Raw genomic sequence first — 22,778 nt, forward strand, 5'->3', positions numbered from 1 at the left:
GAACAGGGAAATGCCCCTTACGTCCACAAGTCTCAGACGCATGGAAACAGGAAGCGGTACGAGCTGCATCACGTCCAGCCTCGGCAGCATGGCGGTGCGGTGTACAATCCAGACAACCTGATGGTGGTCACACCGAAGTTCCACTCCCAAGTCCTCGACACGAAATACCATTTCGGGAGCAGGGCAGTCTGATGAACAAGACGGACCGATTGGCGGCCATAGTCCGCGAGATAATGGAAGGGGCGCCTGGCCTCTCTGAGTCTGAAACTGATGAGCTTGTCAGTTATTTCGAGAGCCAAGTCCCGCACCCAAATGCGAGCGACCTGATCTTCTATCCGGATGAGCATTTTGATTCCGACCCTACGCCGGAAGAAGTCGTGCAACGAGCGATGGCGTATCGCGCCATTCAACTGGGGCCCGGGTGAACGATGCGCAAAACTGCGTCTCGCGACCCTTCCGGGGGAGGGCAGGCTTTCCATGAGGATGGATCTTCATGCCGCGGGGGGGGGGGTAACCGTGGACCGCGATCGAGGAATCTCTTGCCTCGGCTATTCCCATGGTGGGTAGCCCCGCCTGATCGTCTCGTCAGATCTGGTTCTTGACCCGGTCTTGGTGTGCTTGGCGGGTGCGTGTCGCTACGTGCGCCGGTTCCGGCCGGGGTCGTGCTGTTGCCGCCGCTCCTTCTGCGCGGCGCGTCGGGACGTCGTCGTCCGGTCAGGTTGTGATCGCGGTCAGCCGCTACCAGGTGGTGGCCGCGGCGTGGGGGTGGTCGCGGTCGAAGCCGAGCGATCGTTTGCTGCGGGGCGTGGCGGGCCAGTCGGGCGGGGAGCCGGCAGACGAGCTGGCACATGGTCATCGGTTCTGCCTTCGCGAGCAGTTCGTGGTCGGCGAACCCGAGGGGCCAGGTCCAGGCGTCGAGGTCGGCAGCGATGCCTGTCAGGAGCGTCCAGGCGAGTTGACCTGCCACGATGCTGAGGGCAGATACCCAGGGCGGTCTGCTTCGCGATCCGGACGCGGTCCTCGACCACGGCGTGCCGGCTGTGGTTACCAAATCTGTGAAGGATCGACGCCCACAGTGCCGGCGGTGGGGCAAGGTCGGGCCCGGATGTAGTACCCGCAACGTGCTAACGCTCCGGGGTCGAAGAGAGGTGATCAGCGACGTGGCTGTAAGGTGCATCCACGAGGAACTTAAGCGGGTGTACGGGCCTTTGGATGAGGAGGTTCGAGAGTGCTTGGCCAACGTGTCATCGACGGATCCCGCGATAGCGGAGGGCGCAGTCGACGGACTCTTTGAGCTCCTCGTCGGTGGGCGAGTTGTCGGTCGGATCACGTCACCGGCAGTCCCGTATATGACCGACCTCGTCGAAGCCGAGGCCGGGGACATCTCAGGGTTGTTGATGCTACTCGGACGCATCGCGGACACGAACGATGAAGTCAAAATCCCCGATGGATCCGGTCGTCTTGCCGTGACAAACGAGTTGGCAGGGCCGGTGCCTTTCTTAAAGCATCAGGATTCAGGCGTCAGGCCGCCTGTGCCGTTGCGCAGTGTCGCCGGCGTGAGGGTGTTATTGATGGGGCCTGGCGGTAGAACTAGAGGTTGGTGACCACGTGGGTCACGCATGGTAATTCGTTCCAACCAAGAAAACGACGCGATCTTCTATTCCGTAAACGCGCACTATCGTGACGACTCGCCGTATCCCCACACGATCACGATGCTTTGGTCCAGTAGCGTGACGAAGGAGAGCGGGTTCTGTATGGTCTACAACACGAGCGTTGGCACCCGGACTCCTGGGTGTTTGCCAACAGACTGATCGCAACATGGAAGGCGCCGTTGTCTTGGATGGCTTCGAGCCGTGGGTCCAGCGGCTGACGGATGCGGTCGGATTCAGGGCAGTTCGACAGGAGGTGAGTTGGCCGAATGTCGAGGCAGAGTTAGGGATTGAGCTGCCCAAGGATTACAAGGAACTGGTTGAGGTTCTTGGCGGGGGCGTGATTTCCCGGGCGGCAATTATCTATACAGCGGAACCAGGTGATCCTTACGACCTGGTTGGGCTGTGGCACAGCCTCGAAACCTCGTACCGGGAAAACCCTTGGTCTCGGTCGAGATATCAGTCGTATGAGCTCTATCGGCCCAATTCGCCTGGCCTGCTCGAATGGGGTTCAAGTACTGCCGATGACCGCTACTACTGGCTGGTCGACCCGGCTGGGTCCAAACGGTGGCCGATATTGGCACTATCGGCCGAACGGCCGCCCTTTCATCAGTTCGACATGACGGCCTCAGAGTTTATTTGGCGTGTCGCCTGCGACGAAGAATTCAGTCAATTTGGCGTGGCGCGACATATTCAACCGCCGACGTTTGACGACCCGGAGGGGAACACCTATACGGCCAGCTGACTGCAGACGGTCTTGCGTTGCAGTGGACGCCGCCGCTGCCTGGTGCGCCTAAGTGACTACGACTGAGAGCGCTTCTCGAGACTTTCGCTCGCATGCGTTAGACGGACAGATTCTCACGAGTACGACGCGATCCCTCCGCCGGCGTTAGTGACACCCGTCGATCGGGCGAAGCCGATGTGCACGGTGCTACGACTAGGGGGCATTATGTGGGTGCAGAGAATCGGGAAACTTGTAGGTCGAGTCGATTCATCCTTCCATGTCGACCGCTCCGAAATCGAGGCACGGCTTCAGGTCAGCCTGCCTGACGACTATTTCGCATTGGCCACCAGGTTCGGTGAGGGGGCATTCTGCCGGTTCATCTTCGTGCACGACGGACGTGCGGATAGCGGAGATGGCTTGCTTGCTATGTGGCACCATCTCTCGGCGACGGTTGGGCGGGGTGATGCTGGCGGTGGTGGCGTCCTATCGCCGTATCTGATGTTTGAACCGGGCGAGGCGGGTTTAATTCCTTGGGGTGGCACAGAACTTGGTGATATCTATTTCTGGTATGCAACTCCGGGAGTCGACCCAAGTTCGTGGCCGGTGATTGCCAAAGCTAGTGATGGGCTTGACGACACCTTAGAAAACGGAATGGCTCGGTTTGAAGTGTCCGCGTCCGAATTTCTGTGGCACGTGTTGGCCGATCCTGAGTTCACCCCGTTCGGGATCGCGAACTCGGTGGGTGATATTTGGTTCACGTCCCAGCCCGAGATCGATTCTTCAGACCGTGTTTAGTTCGGCCTGCGCGGGTATCGATCTTGCAGTGGCTGTGGAGGAAACGTTGGCTCGGGAGGAGTGCCATCGTGGACGCGGGCGCAACAAGAGAGTGTCTCACCTGAGAGCGCTACAGCGATGAACCGAGTGGCTCTGGGTGCCGTGATCGGCAGGGTCGGCGTTCCGATGTCTTGGAGCGACCTGACTGTTTCCCTGAGGGCGATCGGCGAAAAAGACGGTCTTGGGGGCGGCCCAGAATTCTTCCGTGCGGAATTGGAGAGACTCGATCGACCTGAGTCGGGGTGGGTCGTGTGTCCTGCAATAGATCCGGCGCGGGAGAAGTTTCGATACGACTTCGTAACGCTCTCGACCTGGCCTGTCGACAACCGTATTGTCGGTGAAGGACGGCGGTCGTATCGCTGGAATCTGTTGCACGGTCTGTGTGGGCTGTACACCTTGTCTGTTGATATGGGGGCACCTGGCGCCGACGTGGAAGATCTACTCACGAGGATCAGGCGCTTGGCGGATGAGTTTCCATCGGATTATCAGGTGCGACTGAATCGAAAAAAGTCTGAAGGCGTCAACTTCACCGAGATCTGTCAGAATCTTGCAGAGGATCTGCTCGGTGAGTTCCGATCGCGCAACCAGCCGCTGGCTGTTCCGATGCTTGAGGGAGCTTCCGAGCGAGTAAAGCTCTTTGGCCCTGCCGTGTAGACGAAGCTCGTGAGATTGGCACGAAATTCACCCCATGCGATCTGAGCGCCGGCCCCGGATCGGCGGTAGATTCCGTCGGTGCTGACCCAAACCCCCCTCTGGCCCGAGCCGCCGGCGCCTCCAACGTCGCCGCGGCCCAGGCGGGGCACGCGTGCCTCGGAGCGGAGACGCAAGCGGTGGACGATCGGCATCGTCGCAGCCGTGACAAGCCTGGTCGTCGCGGCAGGGAGCGCCTACGCGTTCGATGTCTTCGAACCGGAGGCGACCAACCCGTCGTCCGCGGCGGGCGGAGCGCAGGCGGCGATCGCCGAGAGCGTGTCGCTCCAGACCGCCCTCACCACTGACCTGGACGGCGCCCGGGCCGTGCTGAAGAGCCCGGACGGGAAGGCCGCGGCCAAGTCCGCGCGTCGTGCGCTCAACACGGCGATCGAGGACGCCGAGCGGGCGCTGGCGTCCCTGAAGTCGGTGACCACACTCGCATCGGGTACAGAGGTCGATGCCAGCGCGGTGCTGGAGGCAAGTGACGCGCTCGACGACGACGACGTGCCCGCCGTGACCGCCGCGCTGCGTGAGGCGACCGGCGCGGTCGTCGCCTCGGGGCGGCAGGCCCGGTTGGCCCGGGCCGTCTCCGGGCTGGAGGAGTCCCGGGATGCTCTGAAGGCGGCAGTGGCGGACGGCGAGCAGGTGCACGCGGAGTCGGCCGCGGACGCCGCCGGCCGGGACGCCCTGCGCGCCGCGCTGGACGGCGCGGGCGATCTGACAGCGCAGGCGGACAAGCTGATCGCGCGGGCGGCGGAGGTCCAGACCGCGGCGGAAACTAAGGCGGACGCATCTCCCGCTGCGACGGCCCAGGCCGGCACCGCTCAGGCGGGCAGCGCCGAGGCCGGTGCGGCACTGAAGGCGAGCGCCAACGTCCTCGGCGACGCAGGCCGGCTGACCAAGGCCCTGGCCGAGGCGGCGACCGGTATCGAGGAGGCCGCCGCCGCGGTGTCGGCGGAGACCGCGGACGACGCGGCAGAGGCAGAGGCTGACGCCACCGACCCGGGTGCGGACGACACCGGTGCCGAGCCGGGCGACGACACCGGCACGACCGACGACACCAACACCGGTCCGGCCGGCACCTGCCCCGAGCCCGACCAGGTCTGGTCCGCCGAGAACGGGCACCTGTCGTCGTCCGAGCTGGCTCAGATCCCGTTCGCCTCAGGGCACTACGTGCGCTCCGACGTCGTCGGCGCCCTGGCCGAGCTGAACGCCGCCTACGCGGCGGAATTCGGCGTGAACATGACCATCAACTCCTCCTACCGCACCTACGCGGAACAGGAGGCGCTGTACGACCCGTCGTCCAAGACCGCGGCCCCGCCCGGCTGTTCCAACCACGGCACGGGTCTGGCGATCGACATCGGCGGCGGGGTAGCCGCGTTCGGGTCGGCGCAGTACGACTGGCTGAAGGCCAACGCGGAGGCCTACGGCTGGGTGCACCCGCCGTTCGCCGAACCGTCCGGGCGCAACCCGGAGCCGTGGCACTGGCAGTCGGTCAAGGCGCCGAACAGTTACTGAAGTGCTCAGGGCCCTTCGATGGCCACGGCGATGAGGGCTCTGTGGGCGCGGCTCCGGAACGGGCGGTCGTGGACCTCGATGAGCCCACACCGGAAGCGGTCTCGTCAGCTCTCCGCCAGGTCCCAGCGCCAGCTGACTCCGCCGTCGTCGAAGACGATGATCCGGTAGGCGGGCACACTGGCGCCGGTGTGGTCGTGCATCGTGAGCCCGGGAACGGAATCGATCCGTCGCTTGTCAGTTAGGTGTTCGCTCCATCGGGTGAACAGGTGCGTCGGATCCATCTGACCAGCTAGACCGGGGTAGTCCGGCTCCGTCGCGACCAGCCGCACGACGACACCGTCGTCGTCCCGCAGAGTCCACACCACAGGTTCAACCGTTCGGTGCGGCAGGTTGTCGAGCTCGTCGCAGATGATCGCGAGCGCCTCGTCGTCGGTCTCAGCGGTGTGCCAGGAGCCCCACGGCCCCCACGGGTCATACATCTCGTCCGGTGCCGGGACGAGAACCTGAGTGCGGCCCGTCGGTTCGCCTGCGGAGTACTCGCGCCGGACCAGAACCACGTCGCGTGCTCTGCGGCCGTCATGGGACCAGAAACGGATGACGCCCATGCTCCATCCCGGTGAGAGGTCTTTCGTTCGCGGTTCAACGTAGAGCAGGTCGAGCAGATGGGCCGCCCAGACCATGCGCTCGTTGCTCCTCGTCCGGTTCCATGACTGCTCGTAGCGGACCATGCGCGGACTCTAGCCGAGCTGTCCTGGTCAAGACCGACGCCAAGGCCTACGGCGGGCCTGCGCAGACGTGCCGGCAGCTGGTCAGGGTCCTGCGGTCGACTCGTCCGGTCCGTCGAGGACGAGCATGTCGGCGACGAAGGCCGCAACCGCGCCGCCGCTGTCGCGGCCCACCCACACGGGGTACAACCCGTCGCCGTACCCGGCGTGCCACATCACCAGGGCGCCGTTGTCGACGGTTTGGTACCCGTCGTCGTCCAGGGAGCCCAAGACCTCCTGGGCAGGGTCCGCGACGGCGGAGATCGCCTCGACGTCGGTGAACGATGCAGTCCCCGTGTCGACGCCGAAACCGAAGAACTCCTCGTCGTTGAGATCGGCCTCGGTCTCGCCCTCGCGCAGACCGAGGTCCCAGGACACCACGGGCTCGTCAGACACGACGACCCGCGCTCCGGCGACTGTGCCCCAGGCGTTCTCCAGGTTCTGCGCGATGCTCAGTTCGACCGGGTAGGAACCCGGCGAGACCCGGGCCGTGAGTGGTCCTTCCTCGGGCCGAAGATCCCGTGTCAGGTACCCGGGGTCGGTGGCCAGGAGCCGACCCGACGGGAGCTTGACCTCGCCCGCCTCGACGACCTCGATCTCCACGGGATCGCCCGACTCGCGGGCGCGCGAGCCTGGCGTGAACATCGCCTCGAGGTCGCCAGGGCGCAACGGATGGCCCGGAGCCCACCGGTCGCCGTCGTCGTTGACCGGGAGCGGAGGCGATCCGGCCGTGCCGGACAGGTCGGCGCCCTCGATGCCTGCGATCGCGAGAACCTCCTGCCAGGCGCCGAAGGTGGGACGGTCGGTATGCGGGCGGTCGATCTCGGCCGATGTCTGGAGGAAGCCCCCGTCATTCAGCCCGCAGACCGCCTGTCCGTCCCGCCCGTAGCTCACCGTCCGCACCACGTGCTCCTCGGATGGCTCGACCGAGATCGGCTCACCGTCGGTGTGGTCCAGCAGGAAGAGCGACCCGTCGTCGTCGACGCGGAACTCGTCCCGAGACGTCGGCTCACCGGCGTCGTCGAGCACGTCGATCTCCGCGCGGCGATCCGCCCACGCCACGCGGACCACCGCGTGCGCGTCCCCTTCCGAATGCAGCACCGCCACATACGGGAGCCCGGTCTCGTCGCGTTGGCTCGCCTGCTCGGGACTGAGCGGGCCGACCAGCCCGTCGTCCCAGCCCAGGGCGTACGTCGCGGACAGCCCGGCGGGTGCCGGATCCCGCTCGGCCGCGCAGGGGTCGCCGGCGGGACTCTCAGGCAGCTCCATGAAGGCCGGGCGCAGAGGGTCTTCACCAGGAACCACGGTGCTGGCAGTACCGAACCTGGCTCGGACGGCATCAATGCCTGCGGGAAGAAAGGCCGCCAGCAAGATCGCACCTGCGACGACAGAGGTCATCACAACGATTGTCGCCGTCCGCGGCCCGTTCCCGTCCATGAGCCGAAACTGTACATCTCGGGCAGTCACCGGCGACCATGGCGGTCGCCTGCGCGCGCGAGAGCGTGGGTGCTGGGAACGCTGCTGGCGCGAGGCATGAAGTGAGGCACCTGCCCTGCCGTCGGTGGTACCGCATGTTTCAGAGGATGATCAAGGAGGACGCAATGGGGTATGAACTGCACATCACGCGAAGCAGCGCTCCGGACGGCGACGGCCCGTTGATCGGCGCCGACGAGTGGCGTGCTCTCGTCGAGACCGATGCGGAGCTCAGCCTCCGTGACGGGATCACCGCCGCGCTTCCCGGTGGGCAAGTGCTCACGATCCCCAGCCCGGACCTCGCGGCGTGGACCGGGCACCCGCAGCACGCCGAGGTCCCGTTCCGCTTCCACGGTGGTCGCGTGACGGTACGGAACCCCGACGAAGCGGTTCTTGCGAAGATGATCGATCTCGCCGGCGCGCTCGACGCCAGGGTCCAGGGTGACGACGGCGAGTTCTACCCGCCGACGCCGCCGGGGTAGCCGTCGCTCACGCCCACGCGAACCCGTCCGGGTCCGTGACCTTCCCGAGGTCGCCGCCCACCGTGAGCCGGTGCGAGCCCGTGCCCTCCGGCGGCACCCCGGCGTCCTTGGCCAGCGCGGCGCGCTTGTAGAGGCCGAAGCCGATGGGGCTGGAGCCCATCTTGAAGTCGACGTAGGAGCCGAAGCTCTTGCCGACCGTCAGGCCGTGGCCCACGTAGAACTTCTTGCTCGCCGAGACGTCCTCGGCGCCGATCAGGAGCACGATCTCGTCGAACCGCCGCTCGGCCGGGCGCGTGTCCTTCTTGGCGGACGTCGCCATCTTCCAGATGGTGCCGTCCGGCGCCTGGACCACGCCGCCGTGGCCCCACATGGACTTGGCCATGGGCTTGAGCACCGAGGCGCCCGCGGCGACCGCGGCGTCGAACAGCGCGTGGACGTCGCCGGGCTGGTCGGAGACGAGGGAGATGTGGAAGCCGCGGAACCCGGTGCTGGGCGTCTCGCCGGCGCGCAGGTCGAGGCGGTCCTCGCCCAGGCCGAAGGCGGCGTCGTAGAAGGAACGGGCGGTGCTGGGGTCGGCCACCTCGAGGGTGACGGAGTCGATGTTTGCCATGCCCACAACGTTAGGGAGCGGACGGCGGGGGGCGCTTCTCGATTCCTGACGAGTGCTCGGCGGCGCCGTTGCCCCCGCCGCGAGCTGGCCGCTCCCGCCCCACGACGCCGAACCGCACCAGCATGGCCCGGACCAGACCCGACAGCGCCATGAGGAACAGCCACGAGTACGACGGGACGATCAGCGCCAGCAGCAGGGTCAGCGTGAACAGCAGCGCGACGGCCAGCGGCGTCGCCGGGAGGGTCGCGTCCACGGGCAGCCCGGCCGCCGTCCGGTCGCGGCGCTCGACGAGGGCGATCACGAACAGCAGCCACGCGCTCACCGCGAGGTTGCCGATGTACGACGCCACCAGCGGCCGGTCCGTGTCCAGGCCGCCCGTCAGCGCCGTGACCACGGGCATCACCGTGATGGTGAACAGCCAGGCGAGCTGCAGCGTCAGGTGCGGCTGGGTCAGGGGAGTGTCCGGCGCCTGGATCCCGTGGTGCATGCGCCAGAACATCGCGATGATCACGAAGCTGAGCGCGAAGGCCAGCAGCTGCCAGCTGTGCTCGGCGGCGTATTCGCCCAGGGTCTGCTGCTCGTCCACCGCCTCCGACACGCTCTCCATCAACGGCAGGATCAGCAGGGTCAGCGCGATGGCGATCGCGGCGTCGAGGAACGCGATGAGGCGCTCGCTGGTGCGCACGGGCGCTGGTGCGGTTTCCGTCCGCGCTTCCATCGGGACCTCCCTGGACTGGCCTGGATCTTCGTCGGTGATCCTGCCACTTCGAGTCGGACCGACGAGGAAGCCGAGCCGCCGGATGTTTGACGGATCTTTTACAGCGCTGTAAATTCCGACGGTCGCCGCGAGCAACGGAGTTCGAGCATGGGAGATGCAGCGTGAGTCCAGGTTCAGGTCGTCCCTCATCGCTGAGCCGACGGTCCTTTCTCACCGGCTCGGCCGCACTGGTCGCGCTCGGTGTGGCGGGGTGCGCGTCGGCCTCGGCGGGGTCCGGCGGAGGCACCACCCTGCGCTTCTACGAGCAGAAGCAGGAGGTCATCGCCTACTTCGACGAGCTGCTGCGGCGGTTCGAGAAGGAGCGGCCGGGCCTCACCGTGGTGCACGACAGCACCGTCGCCATCGCCCCGCAGTTCGTGCGCAACGAGCCCGCCGACGTCGGCTGCTTCAACGACAACCTGGAGCTCGCCCGCTACATCAAGCGCGGCGTGCTCGGTGACCTCTCCGACCTGCCGTCGGCGCGGGCGGTCCGGACCGACATCGGCGAGCTCACCGACCAGTACGCCACGTACCCCGGCCGCACCAGCGTGCTGCCGTACTCGCTGGCGGCTGCCGGTGTTATCTACAACAAGAAGATCTTCGCGGAGCACGACCTGCCCGTCCCGGAGACGTGGACGCAGTTCGTCGACGTCTGCGACGAGCTGACCCGCGCCGGGATCACGCCGGTCTACGCGACCGACCGCGACACCTGGACACTCTGGCAGGGCCTGTTCGACTACTCCGTCGGCAGCCTCGTGGCGCCCGGCGAGTTCTTCCGCCGCCTCAAGGAGCTGGGCACCGACGTCGGGCCGGACTCGGAGGTCTCCTTCGAGAAGGACTTCGCCGTGCCGATGGAGCGCGCCAAGACCATCTCGTCGTACTTCAACGAGGACCACGCGGTGCGGGCCTACGCCGACGGCAACCTCGCCTTCGGCAAGGGCGAGGCCGCCATGTACCTCCAGGGCCCCTGGGCGCTCAGCCAGATCGCGCTGGTGGATCCCGACCTGGAGATCGGCACCTTCGCGCTGCCCGTCTCCGAGAACCCCGAGGACCGGCAGGCGCGGGTCAACATCGACCTGGGCCTGTGGATCCCGACGGCGTCGGCCCACCAGGACGAGGCCCGCGAGCTGGTCGAGTTCCTCATGCGGCCCGACAACATCAACGCCTACAACAGCGACAACCTCGCGTACTCGACGCTCAAGGACGCCCCGCCGCAGCAGGACGAGCGCCTGGCCGGGCTCCAGGACTACGTGGACCGCGCCGCCTTCTACCAGGGGGCCGGGACGTTCGTGCCGACGTCGATCCCGCTCGGCAACTACCTGCAGTCCGCGATCCGCTCCGGCAACTTCGAGGGCATGCTCCGCCAGCTCGACGCCGACTGGCGCCGGCTCGCCGGACGGGAGGCCACGGTATGACTGACACAACGATGTACCAGAGCTCGACGGCGGCCCGGGGCACGGGCCGTCCGATGGCCCAGTCCACGATCCGTCGCAAGAGTGGACGGCGCGTGGAGCCGCTGTACTACGTGTTCCTGGTCCCGACGCTGCTGATCTTCACGGCGTTCGTGATCGTCCCCGCGCTGATCGGCATCTTCTACAGCCTCACCGACTACGTGGGTTTCGGTGACTGGTCGTTCCTGGGCCTGCGCAACTACGCCGCGCTGTTCAGCGACCCGCGCATCCTGGAGTCGTACGGGTTCACGCTCGGGTTCGCGCTGGTCACCGTCGTCGTCGCGCAGACCATCGCGCTCGCGCTGGCGGTGGCGCTGACCCGGCGGATCCGATTCGCGACCACGCTGCGCACGGTGTTCGTCATCCCGATGGTGGTCTCCGGGATCGTCGTGGCGTACGTGTTCAACTTCCTCTTCTCCAACTCGCTGCCCGCGATCGCGACGGCGGTGGGCTTCGGGCCGCTGGAGGAGAGCATCCTCGGCAACCCCGACCTGGCCTGGCTGTCCATCGTGATCGTGTCTGCGTGGCAGACGATCCCGGGCGCCCTCCTGGTCTACACGGCCGGCCTGACGTCCATCCCGAGCGACCTGTACGAGGCGAGCGCCCTGGACGGCGCCACGCCCTGGCGGCAGTTCCGGTCCATCACCGTGCCCCTCATCGCGGGCTTCATCCTGATCAACACGATCCTCGGCGTGAAGGGCTACCTCGGCGTGTACGACGTCATCGTCGGCCTGACCGGCGGCGGGCCCGGGACGGCCACGAGCAGCGTCGCCATGACGATCTTCGGCGGCTTCACCGGGGGCGACTACGCCTACCAGATGGCCAACGCCACGGTGTTCCTGGTCGTCACCGCGCTCATCTCCGTCGCCCAGATCGTCGCCACCCGTGGAAGGGCGGTCCAGCTGTGACCACCGTCGAAGCCTCTCGCACCGCCGGCCCGGGCCCGGCCGGCCCGCGCCCGTCCGCCCGATCCCCGCGCCCTGCGCACGTCGGCCGCGTGCACCGCACCAACTGGCCGCTGACGATCCTGCTCGGTCTCGCGACGCTCACGGTCTTCGTGCCGCTGTACGTGACGCTGTCGATGGCGTTCAAGACGAGCGCGCAGTCCGCCGACGGCAACGCGTTCTCGCTCCCGGCCCCGTTCAACCCGGCGAGCTTCGCCGAGGCCTGGTCGCTCACGCGGTTCCCGGTGTCGTTCGGCATCTCGCTGGCCGTGGCGGCGATCGCCGTGCTGCTCACGCTGTTCCTCAGCTCGCTGGCGGCCTACGCCATCGCCCGGAACTGGACGCACCGGTTCTTCCGCTGGTCGATGGTCTACCTGCTCGCGGCGCTGTTCCTGCCGTTCCCCGTCGTCGCGCTGCCGCAGATCCAGCTCACGGCTCTGACCGGCCTGGACAACCCGCTGGGCGTGGGCATCCTGCACGCGATGTTCCAGCTCTCGTTCAGCGTGCTGCTCTACACCGCCTACCTGCGCTCCATCCCGATCGAGCTGGAGGAGAGCGCCCGGATCGACGGCGCGAGCACGTGGCAGATCTTCTGGCGCATAATCCTGCCGCTGCTCGGGCCCATGAACGCTACGGTCGGAATCTTCGCGTTCCTGGCGTCGTGGAACGACTTCATGATGCCGTCGCTCATCATGTCCGACCCCACGTTGCAGACCCTGCCCGTGGTGCAGAACATCTTCCAGAGCCAGTTCGGCACCAACTACAACGTCGCGTTCGCGTCGTACCTCATGGCGATGGCGCCGACGATCGTCGCCTACCTGTTCGCGCAGCGCTGGGTGATCAGCGGCGTGACGCAGGGCGCCGTCAAGAGCTGAGCCTGACCGGCTGAGCCGTCGCGAATCGAAGCACGTACCGCAAGCACCGAGGAGTTCCATGTCAGAGATCGTCGACAGCCTGTCCGTCGTCCGGCCCCTGCCGGAGGCCGCGCCCCGCGCGCGCAGCGAGCAGCAGGTGCACGGCGCCGGGTGGCGCATCACCGTGCTGAGCGACGGCGTCTTCCGGGTCGAGCGCTCGGCGGACGGCGGGTTCGAGGACCGCGCCTCCACGTTCGCGATCCGCCGCGACCTGCCGCCCGCCGACTTCGCCGTCGAGCGGGTCGGCGAGGGCGTCGTGCTCACGACGGCGCGCGCCCGGCTGCGGTACGACGGCGGGGAGTTCTCGGCGAGCGGTCTCGTCGTCGAGATCCTCGGGCGTGACTCCGGGCGCTGGCGGTACGGCGAGCCCACGTGGGACCTGGGCGGCACGGCCCGCACGTTGGACGACGTCGACGGCCGTGCCGAGCTGGAGCCCGGCGTCGTGTCGCGCGACGGCATCGGCGTGGTCGACGACTCGGCGTCGTTCCTGTTCGAGGACGACGGCTGGGTGGGCTCCCGCGTGCCCGGCCGGCAGGACCTGTACGTGTTCGCGTTCGGCCGCGAGTACGGCGACGCCGTCCGCGACCTCTACCGGGTCTCCGGGCACCCGATGCGGCTGCCGCGCTGGGCGCTCGGCAACTGGTGGAGCCGGTACCACCCCTACAGCGACGAGTCGTACCTGGCGCTCATGGACCGGTTCGCGGCCGAGCAGATCCCGTTCTCCGTCGCCGTGATCGACATGGACTGGCACCGCGTCGGCTCCGTGCCGGAGCGGTTCGGCAGCAGCTGGACCGGCTACTCGTGGGAGCCCACGCTGTTCCCGGACCCCGCGGGCTTCCTCGGCTCCCTGCACGAGCGCGGGCTGCGCACCACGCTCAACCTGCACCCGGCCGACGGCGTCCGCGCCTTCGAGGACGCGTACCCCGCGATGGCCCGCGCCCTGGGCGTGGACCCGGACACCGAGCAGCCCATCCCGTTCGACCCGACCGATCCGGCGTTCCTCCAGGCGTACTTCCGGGAGCTGCACCACCCGCTGGAGGAGCAGGGCGTCGACTTCTGGTGGATCGACTGGCAGCAGGGGCGCACCTCCGGGATGGCGGGCGTGGACCCGCTGTGGGTGCTGAACCACTTCCACCACCTCGACGCCGCCCGCGACGGCAAGCCGGGCATGACGTTCTCCCGGTACGCGGGACCCGGCAGCCACCGGTACGCGGTCGGTTTCTCCGGCGACGCCGTGGTCTCGTGGGAGTCGTTGGCGTTCCAGCCGGAGTTCACGGCGACGGCGGCCAACATCGGCTACGGCTGGTGGAGCCACGACATCGGCGGGCACACCCGCGGAGTGCGTGACGACGAGCTCGCGACCCGCTGGGTGCAGTTCGGCGTCTTCTCGCCGATCATGCGGCTGCACTCGGCGAACAACCCGTTCATCCGCAAGGAGCCGTGGGTCTTCCCGCCGGAGCACCGGGCCGCGATGGACGACGCCCTGCGGTTCCGGCACCGCATGGTGCCCTACTTGCACACCATGAACCACCGCGCCGCCGCCGGCGTGCCGCTGGTCCGGCCGATGTACCACCTGGAGCCGCGGCATGGCGAGGCGTACCGCGTGCCCAACGAGTACGCCTTCGGCAGCGAGCTCGTGGTCGCGCCGATCACCGCGCCCCGCGACGCCGCGTCGCTCCGGGGGAGCGCGCGGGTGTGGCTGCCCGACGGGCTGTGGACCGACATCTTCACCGACGCCGTCTACCAGGGCGGACGCACCGTCGAGATGCACCGGCCCCTCGGGTCCGTCCCCGCGCTGCTGAGGGAGGGCGGCATCCTGCCGCTCGACGCAGGCCCCGACCTCGACGCGACCCGGAACCCCGAGGCGCTGGAGGTGCTCGTGGCGCCGGGGGCGTCGGGAGAGTTCGTGCTGGTGGAGGACGCCGAGGACGGTGTGGTTGGTCCGGTGGACGGCGTTGCCTCGATCGGCGGTGCGCCGAGCAGCGATGCCGGACCCGCCGCGTCGACCGCGCTGCGGTGGGACCGCGAGCGCGGCGAGTTCCGCATCGAGCCGGTGCGCGGTGACGCGACGGCGGTGCCGGCGCACCGGGAGTGGACGGTGACGTTCTTCGCCGGGCTCCCCGAAGGGCCGGTGACCGTGAACGGCGCCGTGGTCGCGGTGGACGGCGTCGACGGCCGGTGGAGCATCAAGGTTTCCGCGCCGCCGACGGCGGAGATCGTGGTCCGCGTCGAGGGCGGCCCGCTGCGCATCGGCTCGGACCGGACCGAGGCGGCCCGCGTCATCCTGGAGAGCGCGCAGTCGGGCAACCCGGAGAAGCTGGAGGCCTGGGACGTCGTGAGCAGCACGCACACGGTGGCCGAGAAGCTCGCGGAACTCTCCGCTGTCGACCTGCCGGACTCGGTGCGGGCAGCGCTGGTGGAGCAGCTCGCGGCGGTCGACCCGACACGAGCCTGAGCGAGGCAGTCCCGCGCGGAATCCCTGCACGGCGCTCCCGGGCGGACGGTCCCGGGCGGGACTGCCTCACTCGCGCGGACTGGTGCAGGCCGGCGAGTGTGGGCTCACTGGTGGGGCTGACTGCTGTGGGTGGTTTGTCGGGCCGGCTGGAGGCAACGTGAGCACAGACGAGGGGTGTCGGCTGGGCTGAACTTCGTCCGGCTGCGCCCTGGATGCTCTGGCTGAGCCGAACTATCCAGCCATGGTGAACTCCGAGCGGCTGCGCCCTGGGTGTTCCGGCCGGGCCGAACTATCCAGCCACGGCGAACTCCGAACGGCTGCGCCCTGGGTGTTCTGGCTGAGCCGGACTGTCCAGGCACGGTGAACTTCGAACGGCTGCGGTGAACGCAGCACGGCGGAACCGGCACCCGCCGAGACCCACGTCGACTGTCTGTCGAGATCGACACCAGCCGCCGACACCAGCCGCGCCGCCGAACGTCGGTGCCGGACGCCGCAGCATCAACCCAGTCATTGGGCCCGAAATCAGGGCAGTTTCGGGCCCAATGACTGGGTAGATGGCTGTGCGGCGGCGCGCACCCTGCCGGTGCCGCGCGCGAGAGGTCGGCAGTTCGTATCGGCGTCGGCAGTTGGTATCGAGGTCGGCACAGGGCTGTGCCGACCTCGATGCAATGTGCCGACCTGGTCAGGAAGCTGCCGACCTGAGTGAGGGGACTGCCGGCCTGGTCACGAGACTGCCGACTTGGTGAGGAGAGTGCCGGCCTGGGCAGGGGAGTGCTGCCGGAGCCGGCGGGCGGGCGACTAGGGGGTGTCGCTCGGGGGCGGGAGCTTCGGGGCGCTCTCGCGGTACTCGATCGTGTGGCCCACCGTGACGTGGCGGCCCGCGCCGGCGTAGCCCTCCAGGCGTTCCAGCAGCAGGTCGAGGGCCCGCTCGGCGAGCGCCCTCGTGTCCGGCGCGACGGACGTGAGGCTGGGTGCGGTGCTCGCGCCGAGCTCGATGGCGTCCCAGCCGATCACGGCGACGTCGCCCGGGACGTCCAGGCCGTGCCGGCGCAGGGCACGCAGGGCGCCGATCGCCGCGAGGTCGTCGCGGCACAGGAGGCCGTCCAGCTTCAGGCCGGCGTCCAGCGCGGCGCTGAGGGCTTCCTCGGCGTCGCGGGCGTCGCCGTCCTGCCGCCGCGCGACGAGCAGCGACGGGTCGGCGGGCAGGCCCGCCTCGGCGAGCGCGGCGCGGTAGCCCTCGATCCGCAGCGTGGAGGTCCACGAGATCCGGTCGGTCTCGTGGCCAAGGAACCCGATGCGGCGCCGTCCGGACCGCACCAGGTGCCCGACGGCGTCGCGGGCGGCAGCGACGTTGTCGATCGCCACCTGGTCCGCGCCGTCGGGCTGCGGGTCCTCGCCGAGGAAGACGATGGGCAGGCCGTGCCGCTGGTCGTCCAGGTCCCGGGCGGCGAGGACCTGGGGCTGGAGCACCATCCCGTCCATGATCCCGGCCTCGGGGTCGCGCAGGACGGAGCGTTCGCCGTCCGCCGTGGCGCCCGTCTCCGCGAGCAGCAGCCGGTAGCCGCGCGCCTCGGCGACCCGGGCGAAGACGTGCGCGAGCTCCGCGAAGTACGGCCGCCGCAGGTCCGGGAAGGCGAGCCCGAGCATGCTCGACCGGCCCGTCGCGAGGCTGCGGCCGGTGCGGTTGGGCCGGTAGCCGAGCTCGTCGATCGCGGCCTGCACCCGCTCGCGCATCCGCGGGCTCACGTGCTGGTAGCCGCGCACCACGTTGGACACGGTCTTCATCGAGACCCCGGCGTGGTCCGCCACGTCCTGCAGGGTCACCCGGTTCATGACGAAAGATTACCTTTGGCGTCTCGGAGCACGGGACTGAGCACGGGAAAGGTCCGCCGCGGGACCTCCGCGGCGGACCTTCGGGCAGCCCGTGTCAGACGGGCCCGGGCTAGACGGGCCCGGGTCAGACGGGACCGGGTCAGACGGCGACGGCGTCCGTCCGCGCGCCCGTGACCGCCAGGCAGGTGATCGCTGCCGCCGCCGACCATGCCTGCGGGCGGCAGGCCGCCGGGTACGGTGTGGGCACGCCGGCGCGGGTCGCGGGGTCGCCCCCGTGCAGCTCCGGGACGCGGTACGCGAAACCCTCGGCGGCGGCGAGCAGCCCGTCGACGGCCTCACGGGCCTTGTCGGCGAGGCCCGCGCGGTGCATGCCGTGCACCGCGATGGCGGTGTCGTGCGTCCAGACGCTGCCCCCGTGGTACGACAGCGGCCAGTACCCCGCCGCGCCACTCGACATCGTGCGGATGCCGAACCCCGTCGACATCGTCGGACCGAGCAGCAGGCCGGCGACGTGCTCCTCCTCGGCCGGGTCGAGGATGCCGGTGCCGAGCAGGTGCCCGATGTTGCTGGTCAGCGTGTCGACCGGACGCTTGTCCCGGTCCAGCGCGACGGCGGGGTACCGGCCCTCCGGCGTCTCGACCCAGTACGACGCCGCGAACCGGGTGCGCAGGTCCGCGGCCCAGGCGCGCAGCCCGGCCGGGTTCAACTTGTCCGACGGCGCGGTGCCCGACGGCGCGGTGCCCGACGGCGCGGTGCCCGCCGCAGCAGGCGCCCCGCCGTCCGCCGACCCGAACGCCTCCAGCAGCTCGGCGCCCGCGAGCGCCGCCTCGTACGCGTACCCTTGGACCTCGCACAGCGCGATCGGGCCGTCGGCGAGGCTGCCGTCGCGCCACTGGATGGAGTCACCGGAGTCCTTCCAGCCCTGGTTGGCCAGCCCGCGCCCGGACCGGTCGATGTAGTCGATGAACCCGTCGTCGTCGCTGTCGCCGTGCTCCAGCAGCCACGTCAGGGCGCCGCGGAGCGTGGGCAGCAGGGCGGCGACCTCGTCGTCGGGCATGCCGGCACGCCAGGCGTCGGCGAGCAGGCACACCCAGAGCGGCGTGGAGTCCACGCTGCCGTAGTAGAGCGGCGGCAGGACGACGCCCTCGCCGGGGATCTCGAGCGGCGTGGCGCGCAGCTCGTGCAGGATCTTGCCCGGCTCCTGGGCGGTCTCGACGTCGTGGGCGGTGCCCTGCAGCCGCGCCAGGACGCGCAGCGTGGAGGCCGCGACGCGGACGTCGAGCGGGAGCGCGAGCCGGGCGGCCCAGATCGCGTCCCGGCCGAACAGCGTGAAGAACCAGGGCGCGCCGGCGGCGAAGAACTCGTCGTCCGGGTGTCCGGGCAGCGTCAGGCGCAGGGCGTCGAGGTCGTCGAGCGCGGTGTCGAGCCAGCGGCCGAGGCGGGGGTCGGCGCCCTCGGGGACGGCGATCCGGGCCGTGCCCGCGGAGTCGCCCGCCGCTTCGCCCGCGCGTCCGGTCGCCGCGGCGCCCGCCGCGACTCCGGGCCAGGTGCCGTCGGCACCCTGAACCACCATCGCGTCGTCGTGCAGGGCGAGCGTCCAGGCCGCCTCCGCCTGGCCGCGGGCGGGGACGTCGAGCGGCCAGACGGCCTCGATCGCGCCGTCCGGGGCCGAGGTCACCGTGGCGCCGTCGGCGGTCAGCGTGAAGGAGGCGCTGCCGGAGCGCGCCGTCGCCGAGCCGGGCGCGACGGCGACGGTGAGGGTGTCACCGGCACCCTCGCTCCCGCCGCCGTCCGACCCCGCTGCGCCGTCCGAACCCGCAGAGCCCGCAGAGCCCGCCGAACCCGCGATCCCCGCCTTGACCTCGTGCAGGGTCGCGAAGTCGGCCCGCAGCCGCAGCCGCAGCGTCACGCGCGTCGGCTCCGTCAGGTGCGAGGCGACCGTCCAGGTCTCGGCGAGCACCCCGTCGGCGACCCGCCGGTCGCGCACGAGGCGGACCTTCGGGTCGGGCGTCGCGTCGTCCGACCGGCGCAGGAGCCCGCCGAACACGACGTGCGAGGCGCTGTCCGGGGCGACCGAGATGTACTCGACGTCGGACTCGGCGCACTCCAGCACCAGCTCGCGCACGTGCCGGACGTCGCCGTGGTAGACGCCGTCGATCGGCGCGGCGCCCAGGTCGCCGTCCCTGCCGGACCAGACCTGGGTCGGGGCGCGCAGGGCGATGACGGCGTCGCTGAGCAGCGGCTGCAGGGGCGGGGTGGTGGACGTCATGCTCGTCGTCGTGCTCGTCGTCATTCCTTGACGGCTCCTTCGCTGGTGTTCATGATGCGTCGCTGGAACACGAAGAACACGACCGCCACGGGGATGGTCATGATCGCCGCGGCGGCGAGCTTGATCGGGTACTGGCTGCCCTGGCTGAGCTGCCCGCTCGCCAGCGACGCGACGCCCTTGGTGAGGGTCGTCAGCTCGGGGGACTGGGCGGCGACGATGAAGTGGCTCAGCTCGTTCCAGGAGCCCTGGAACGACAGGATCACGATGGTCACGAGGGCGGGCCGGGCCATGGGCAGCACCACGGACCAGAAGATCCGGAACGTGCCGGCCCCGTCGATGCGCGCCTGCTCCTCGACGGACCTCGGCACGGACTCGAAGAAGTTCTTCATGATGAAGACCCCCGCGGCGTCCACCAGCAGCGGCAGCACCATGCCCGCGTACGAGTCGTAGATGCCCAGCTGGTTGATGACCAGGAACTTGGGGATCAGCAGCACCACGGTGGGCACGGCCATGACGGCGACCAACGCCGCGTAGACCACGCCGCGTCCGCGGAAGTTCAGCCGGGCCAGCGCGTAGCCGGCCAGGGAGTCGAAGAACACGCGCCCCGCGGTCACGAGGATCGTGACGACGGCGGAGTTGGCGAACCACACCGGGAAGTCGGAGCGCAGGAACAGGCGGCCGTAGGCGGCCCAGGTCAGGGGGTCGGGGACCAGCGAGACGGGGTCGGCCGCGGCGTCCGCCTCGGTCTTGACCGACGTCGCGAGCTGCACCAGGAACGGGTAGACGTAGACCAGCGCCAGCAGGACCAGCAGCGCGTAGAGGCCGAGCTGCCAGGCGAACGCCTTGCGGGGCATGCGGTGGCGGGTGCGCAGCAGCGGACGGCGCGGGGTGCGGCTCATCGGGCGTCCTCCGTCGACGGGGCGACAGCTGCAGAGGTCGCACGGCGACGTCGTCGGGCCCGCCGCGGCACGTCAGGACTCTCGCGCAGGACGAAGCGCTGCAGGATCGTCAGCAGCACGATGATGACGAACAGGATGAACGCGATCGCCGCGCCCTGGCCCCACTCCTGGGACAGGAACGCCGACTGGTAGCTGAGGTAAGCGGGCGTCAGCGTCGTCTTGCCCGGGCCGCCCTGCGTGCCGGTGTAGATCTGGTCGAACACCTGCCAGCAGCCGATCAGGCCCAGGGTCAGCACCGTGAAGAGAGTCGGCTTGAGCTGGGGGAGCGTGATGCGCCAGAACCGCTGCCAGGCGTTCGCGCCGTCGACCATCGCGGCCTCCTCGACCTCGGGGGTGATGTTCTGCAGGCCGGCGATGAACAGCAGCATGAACGTGCCGCTGGTCGTGAAGATCGCCATGAGCACGAACGCCGACATGGCCACCGAGGGCCCGGCCAGCCAGTCCCACCAGGTCACGCCGAGGAAGCCGTGCTGCGTGAGCGCGTCGGGTCCGCTCGTGACGCCGAGCGCGCCCAGCAGGTTGTGCAGCACGCCGCTCGGCTCGTTGAACCAGTTGGGCCCGGCGATGCCCAGCCGGGCGAGGATCGTGTTGACCACGCCCGATGTCGAGAACAAGAACAGCCACAGCACCGTGATGGCCACCGAGCTGGTCACGGAGGGGAAGTAGAACGCGGTGCGGAAGATGCCGCGGCCCCGCAGCACCGCGCGGTTGACCAGGACCGCCAGGAACAGGGCCAGGGCGGTCTGCAGCGGTACGACCAGCAGCACGTACCAGGCGTTGTTGCGCAGCGCGACGCCGAAGTCGCGCTCGGCGAGGCCACCGCCCGTGGTGACGGCCGCGTAGTTGTCCAGCCCCACGAAGCCGACGCCGGCCGACAGCGGGCTGCCGCGCCCGGACCAGTCCGAGAAGCTGACCCAGAGCGCCATCAGGACCGGGACGAGCAGGAAAACGCCCAGGATCACGAGCACGGGCAGGGTGAAGAGCCAGCCGGCCACGGCCTCGCCGTGCCGGATCCCGCGAGGGGACCCGGCACGGCGGGGCGCGGCGTCACGCGGCGACGCGAGAACGGACATCCGTGCTACTCGGCGATCGCTTCGAGGTTCGACTGCGCCGTGTCGAGGATCGCCTGCGGGTCACCGGTCTTCAGCGACTCGAGCTGCGCGTTGAGGTCGGTGATGACGTCGGACGCGCCGGCCCAGTTCGGCGGGAACTGGGCGTACGCGGCCCCGTCCAGGAACGCGGAGAGGTCCGGGTTGGCGCTCGTCCAGTCGGCCGCGGCCGACTCGATGGACGGCATCGGGCCGAACGCCTCGGAGAACGCGAGCTGCTGCTCGGTGCTCGTCAGGTGCTCCACCAGGCTCAGCGCCGCCTCCTGGTTGGGGCTGTCGGCGGCCATGCCCCAGCAGTTGGTGAACTGCAGCGTGCCCTGGCCGGCGGGGCCGGCGGGCAGCTCGGCGACGGTGTACTCGACGTCGGGGAAGTCGTTCGTCAGCGCACCGGTGACCCAGTTGCCCTCGATGACCATGGCGGCCAGCCCCTTGCCGAGGGCCTCGCCGCCCCAGCCGGCGCCGAGGTCGGCCGCGTACGCGAACGTGCCGTCCTTCAGGTGGGACTGCACGTAGGTCAGGCCCTCGACGCTGCCCTCGCTGTTGGCGACCGGCTCGCCGTCGACCACGAGGCCGCCGCCGGCCTGGGCCATGAAGGTGCCCACGCGCTGGTACTCGGCGCCGAAGGAGAGGCCCACCTGGTCGTCGGTGGTCAGCTTCTCGGCCACGGTGGCCAGCTCGTCCCACGTGGTGGGGAGATCGGCGTCGGTCAGGCCGGCGTCCGCCCAGAGCTGGGTGTTGATGACCAGGCCGAGCGTCGAGAAGTCCTTGGGCGCGCAGTAGAACGTGTCGTCGACCGTGAAGTTCTGCACGAGCGACGGGTAGAAGTCGTCCTTGTTCGCCAGGAGGTCGCCGTACGGCTGGAGCGAACCGTTGTCCGCGTAGCCGGCGATCGCCTCCGGGGCGAGGTAGAACAGGTCCGCCGGGGTGCCGGCCGCGAAGCCCTGCGAGAGCTGCTGGGGCAGGTCGCTGGCGACCTGGACCTCGGCCTCGACGCCGGACTCCTCGGACCACGCCGCGACCGCCTCGGTCACCGCGTCGGTCTCGGCGTCGCCGGACGAGCCGATGAGGATCGAGAGCGCGTCGTCGGAGCTGGTGAGCTCCGCGGCGCCTGCCGCGGGCTCCTCGGCGGTGTCCTCGAAGCCGGAGCCGCCGCAGGCGGTGAGCGTCAGCGCGCCGGCGACGAGCAGGGCGCCCGCTCCGACGAGCTTTCGCGAGATGGGCCGTGTCATGTCTCTTCTCCCTTGATGAGGCACGTGGTTCGTGACGTGGTGCTGTTCTTGACGAGATGCGGGTTCCCGCCGTCGTGCTGGTTCTTGACGACGTGCGAGTTTGAACGATCA

At 69.3% G+C, this 22,778-nt stretch carries 21 protein-coding genes; 12 read left to right on the forward strand and 9 right to left on the reverse strand.

All coding sequences use genetic code 11. The features are described from left to right. From ACFWEJ_RS01210 to ACFWEJ_RS01240, 7 genes are all read left to right on the forward strand, one after another. Positions 1-192 (forward strand): HNH endonuclease signature motif containing protein (locus tag ACFWEJ_RS01210; protein ID WP_377227374.1); only part of this gene is annotated, 192 nt, incomplete at its 5' end. Next, on the forward strand, positions 192-425 hold the full coding sequence (locus ACFWEJ_RS01215) for a bacteriocin immunity protein (RefSeq protein ID WP_377227375.1): 234 nt from the start codon (positions 192-194) through the stop codon (positions 423-425). The genes ACFWEJ_RS01210 and ACFWEJ_RS01215, both read left to right, overlap by 1 nt. A 723-nt stretch (positions 426-1,148) precedes the next feature. Continuing rightward, entirely contained in the window at positions 1,149-1,604 is a 456-nt protein-coding gene (locus ACFWEJ_RS01220; protein WP_377227376.1) for a hypothetical protein, read from the forward strand. A 214-nt stretch (positions 1,605-1,818) separates the two neighbouring features. After that, positions 1,819-2,394 carry an SMI1/KNR4 family protein gene (locus ACFWEJ_RS01225; protein ID WP_377227377.1) on the forward strand — a complete coding sequence of 192 codons (576 nt, stop codon included), beginning with the start codon at positions 1,819-1,821 and terminating at the stop codon, positions 2,392-2,394. Between the two features lie 204 nt (positions 2,395-2,598). Then, entirely contained in the window at positions 2,599-3,168 is a 570-nt protein-coding gene (locus ACFWEJ_RS01230) for a hypothetical protein (RefSeq protein WP_377227378.1), read from the forward strand. A gap of 117 nt (positions 3,169-3,285) precedes the next feature. Further along, complete coding sequence (locus ACFWEJ_RS01235) at positions 3,286-3,861, forward strand: hypothetical protein (protein ID WP_377227379.1); 576 nt, start codon at positions 3,286-3,288, stop codon at positions 3,859-3,861. 201 nt (positions 3,862-4,062) lie between these two features. Then, positions 4,063-5,418, forward strand: coding sequence for a M15 family metallopeptidase (locus ACFWEJ_RS01240; RefSeq protein ID WP_377227380.1), 1,356 nt, complete (start codon positions 4,063-4,065; stop codon positions 5,416-5,418). Between the two features lie 104 nt (positions 5,419-5,522). Here ACFWEJ_RS01240 and ACFWEJ_RS01245 read toward each other — a convergent pair whose 3' ends face one another. Both ACFWEJ_RS01245 and ACFWEJ_RS01250 read right to left on the reverse strand, forming a co-directional pair. After that, the gene (locus ACFWEJ_RS01245) at positions 5,523-6,146 is read right to left on the reverse strand and encodes a hypothetical protein (RefSeq protein WP_377227381.1); all 624 of its coding nucleotides are present in this window, start codon (positions 6,144-6,146) and stop codon (positions 5,523-5,525) included. Between the two features lie 81 nt (positions 6,147-6,227). Beyond that, complete coding sequence (locus ACFWEJ_RS01250; RefSeq protein WP_377227382.1) at positions 6,228-7,451, reverse strand: DUF4241 domain-containing protein; 1,224 nt, start codon at positions 7,449-7,451, stop codon at positions 6,228-6,230. A gap of 314 nt (positions 7,452-7,765) precedes the next feature. On the opposite strand from ACFWEJ_RS01250, the gene ACFWEJ_RS01255 reads away from it, so the two are divergent. Then, on the forward strand, positions 7,766-8,137 hold the full coding sequence (locus ACFWEJ_RS01255; RefSeq protein WP_377227383.1) for a hypothetical protein: 372 nt from the start codon (positions 7,766-7,768) through the stop codon (positions 8,135-8,137). Between the two features lie 7 nt (positions 8,138-8,144). Here ACFWEJ_RS01255 and ACFWEJ_RS01260 read toward each other — a convergent pair whose 3' ends face one another. Both ACFWEJ_RS01260 and ACFWEJ_RS01265 read right to left on the reverse strand, forming a co-directional pair. Next, positions 8,145-8,747, reverse strand: coding sequence for a VOC family protein (locus ACFWEJ_RS01260; protein ID WP_377227384.1), 603 nt, complete (start codon positions 8,745-8,747; stop codon positions 8,145-8,147). Positions 8,748-8,757: 10 nt separating this feature from the next. Then, positions 8,758-9,465 (reverse strand): TMEM175 family protein, encoded by a 708-nt coding sequence (locus ACFWEJ_RS01265; RefSeq protein WP_377227385.1) that lies wholly within the window; start codon positions 9,463-9,465, stop codon positions 8,758-8,760. A gap of 161 nt (positions 9,466-9,626) precedes the next feature. On the opposite strand from ACFWEJ_RS01265, the gene ACFWEJ_RS01270 reads away from it, so the two are divergent. The 4 genes from ACFWEJ_RS01270 to ACFWEJ_RS01285 all read left to right on the forward strand — a co-directional run bounded on the left by ACFWEJ_RS01270 (position 9,627) and on the right by ACFWEJ_RS01285 (position 15,268). Beyond that, positions 9,627-10,919, forward strand: coding sequence for an ABC transporter substrate-binding protein (locus ACFWEJ_RS01270; RefSeq protein ID WP_377227386.1), 1,293 nt, complete (start codon positions 9,627-9,629; stop codon positions 10,917-10,919). A gap of 53 nt (positions 10,920-10,972) precedes the next feature. Beyond that, positions 10,973-11,863 carry a carbohydrate ABC transporter permease gene (locus ACFWEJ_RS01275; RefSeq protein WP_377227420.1) on the forward strand — a complete coding sequence of 297 codons (891 nt, stop codon included), beginning with the start codon at positions 10,973-10,975 and terminating at the stop codon, positions 11,861-11,863. Between the two features lie 89 nt (positions 11,864-11,952). After that, the gene (locus tag ACFWEJ_RS01280) at positions 11,953-12,774 is read left to right on the forward strand and encodes a carbohydrate ABC transporter permease (RefSeq protein ID WP_377227387.1); all 822 of its coding nucleotides are present in this window, start codon (positions 11,953-11,955) and stop codon (positions 12,772-12,774) included. A 58-nt stretch (positions 12,775-12,832) separates the two neighbouring features. Then, entirely contained in the window at positions 12,833-15,268 is a 2,436-nt protein-coding gene (locus ACFWEJ_RS01285; protein ID WP_377227388.1) for a TIM-barrel domain-containing protein, read from the forward strand. 798 nt (positions 15,269-16,066) lie between these two features. On the opposite strand, the gene ACFWEJ_RS01290 is transcribed toward ACFWEJ_RS01285, so the two are convergent. The 5 genes from ACFWEJ_RS01290 to ACFWEJ_RS01310 form a co-directional block, all read right to left on the reverse strand. After that, complete coding sequence (locus ACFWEJ_RS01290; protein WP_377227389.1) at positions 16,067-17,101, reverse strand: LacI family DNA-binding transcriptional regulator; 1,035 nt, start codon at positions 17,099-17,101, stop codon at positions 16,067-16,069. 139 nt (positions 17,102-17,240) lie between these two features. Further along, positions 17,241-19,394, reverse strand: a complete 2,154-nt coding sequence (locus tag ACFWEJ_RS01295; protein WP_377227390.1) for a glycogen debranching N-terminal domain-containing protein — start codon at positions 19,392-19,394, stop codon at positions 17,241-17,243. Then, positions 19,391-20,224 carry a carbohydrate ABC transporter permease gene (locus tag ACFWEJ_RS01300; RefSeq protein WP_377227421.1) on the reverse strand — a complete coding sequence of 278 codons (834 nt, stop codon included), beginning with the start codon at positions 20,222-20,224 and terminating at the stop codon, positions 19,391-19,393. Before ACFWEJ_RS01300 ends, ACFWEJ_RS01295 begins: the two co-directional genes overlap by 4 nt. Positions 20,225-20,265: 41 nt before the next feature. Then, entirely contained in the window at positions 20,266-21,402 is a 1,137-nt protein-coding gene (locus ACFWEJ_RS01305; RefSeq protein ID WP_377227391.1) for a carbohydrate ABC transporter permease, read from the reverse strand. A gap of 5 nt (positions 21,403-21,407) precedes the next feature. Continuing rightward, positions 21,408-22,667, reverse strand: a complete 1,260-nt coding sequence (locus ACFWEJ_RS01310) for an extracellular solute-binding protein (RefSeq protein ID WP_377227392.1) — start codon at positions 22,665-22,667, stop codon at positions 21,408-21,410. Positions 22,668-22,778 lie beyond the last annotated feature (111 nt).

It is taken from the genome of Promicromonospora sp. NPDC060204 (assembly GCF_042728455.1).
In the GTDB taxonomy this organism is placed as follows: domain Bacteria; phylum Actinomycetota; class Actinomycetes; order Actinomycetales; family Cellulomonadaceae; genus Promicromonospora.

Excerpts from the sequence above, each read along its gene's own strand:
- ACFWEJ_RS01230 (WP_377227378.1), top strand. The coding sequence starts at position 2,599 with ATGTGGGTGCAGAGAATCGGGAAACTTGTAGGTCGAGTCGATTCATCC.
- ACFWEJ_RS01225 (WP_377227377.1), top strand. The coding sequence starts at position 1,819 with ATGGAAGGCGCCGTTGTCTTGGATGGCTTCGAGCCGTGGGTCCAGCGG.
- ACFWEJ_RS01215 (WP_377227375.1), top strand. The coding sequence starts at position 192 with ATGAACAAGACGGACCGATTGGCGGCCATAGTCCGCGAGATAATGGAA.
- ACFWEJ_RS01275 (WP_377227420.1), top strand. The coding sequence starts at position 10,973 with ATGGCCCAGTCCACGATCCGTCGCAAGAGTGGACGGCGCGTGGAGCCG.
- ACFWEJ_RS01245 (WP_377227381.1), bottom strand. The coding sequence starts at position 6,146 with ATGGTCCGCTACGAGCAGTCATGGAACCGGACGAGGAGCAACGAGCGC.
- ACFWEJ_RS01260 (WP_377227384.1), bottom strand. The coding sequence starts at position 8,747 with ATGGCAAACATCGACTCCGTCACCCTCGAGGTGGCCGACCCCAGCACC.
- ACFWEJ_RS01265 (WP_377227385.1), bottom strand. The coding sequence starts at position 9,465 with ATGGAAGCGCGGACGGAAACCGCACCAGCGCCCGTGCGCACCAGCGAG.
- ACFWEJ_RS01250 (WP_377227382.1), bottom strand. The coding sequence starts at position 7,451 with ATGGAGCTGCCTGAGAGTCCCGCCGGCGACCCCTGCGCGGCCGAGCGG.
- ACFWEJ_RS01310 (WP_377227392.1), bottom strand. The coding sequence starts at position 22,667 with ATGACACGGCCCATCTCGCGAAAGCTCGTCGGAGCGGGCGCCCTGCTC.
- ACFWEJ_RS01290 (WP_377227389.1), bottom strand. The coding sequence starts at position 17,101 with ATGAACCGGGTGACCCTGCAGGACGTGGCGGACCACGCCGGGGTCTCG.
- ACFWEJ_RS01305 (WP_377227391.1), bottom strand. The coding sequence starts at position 21,402 with ATGTCCGTTCTCGCGTCGCCGCGTGACGCCGCGCCCCGCCGTGCCGGG.
- ACFWEJ_RS01285 (WP_377227388.1), top strand. The coding sequence starts at position 12,833 with ATGTCAGAGATCGTCGACAGCCTGTCCGTCGTCCGGCCCCTGCCGGAG.
- ACFWEJ_RS01255 (WP_377227383.1), top strand. The coding sequence starts at position 7,766 with ATGATCAAGGAGGACGCAATGGGGTATGAACTGCACATCACGCGAAGC.
- ACFWEJ_RS01300 (WP_377227421.1), bottom strand. The coding sequence starts at position 20,224 with ATGCCCCGCAAGGCGTTCGCCTGGCAGCTCGGCCTCTACGCGCTGCTG.
- ACFWEJ_RS01295 (WP_377227390.1), bottom strand. The coding sequence starts at position 19,394 with ATGACGACGAGCACGACGACGAGCATGACGTCCACCACCCCGCCCCTG.
- ACFWEJ_RS01235 (WP_377227379.1), top strand. The coding sequence starts at position 3,286 with ATGAACCGAGTGGCTCTGGGTGCCGTGATCGGCAGGGTCGGCGTTCCG.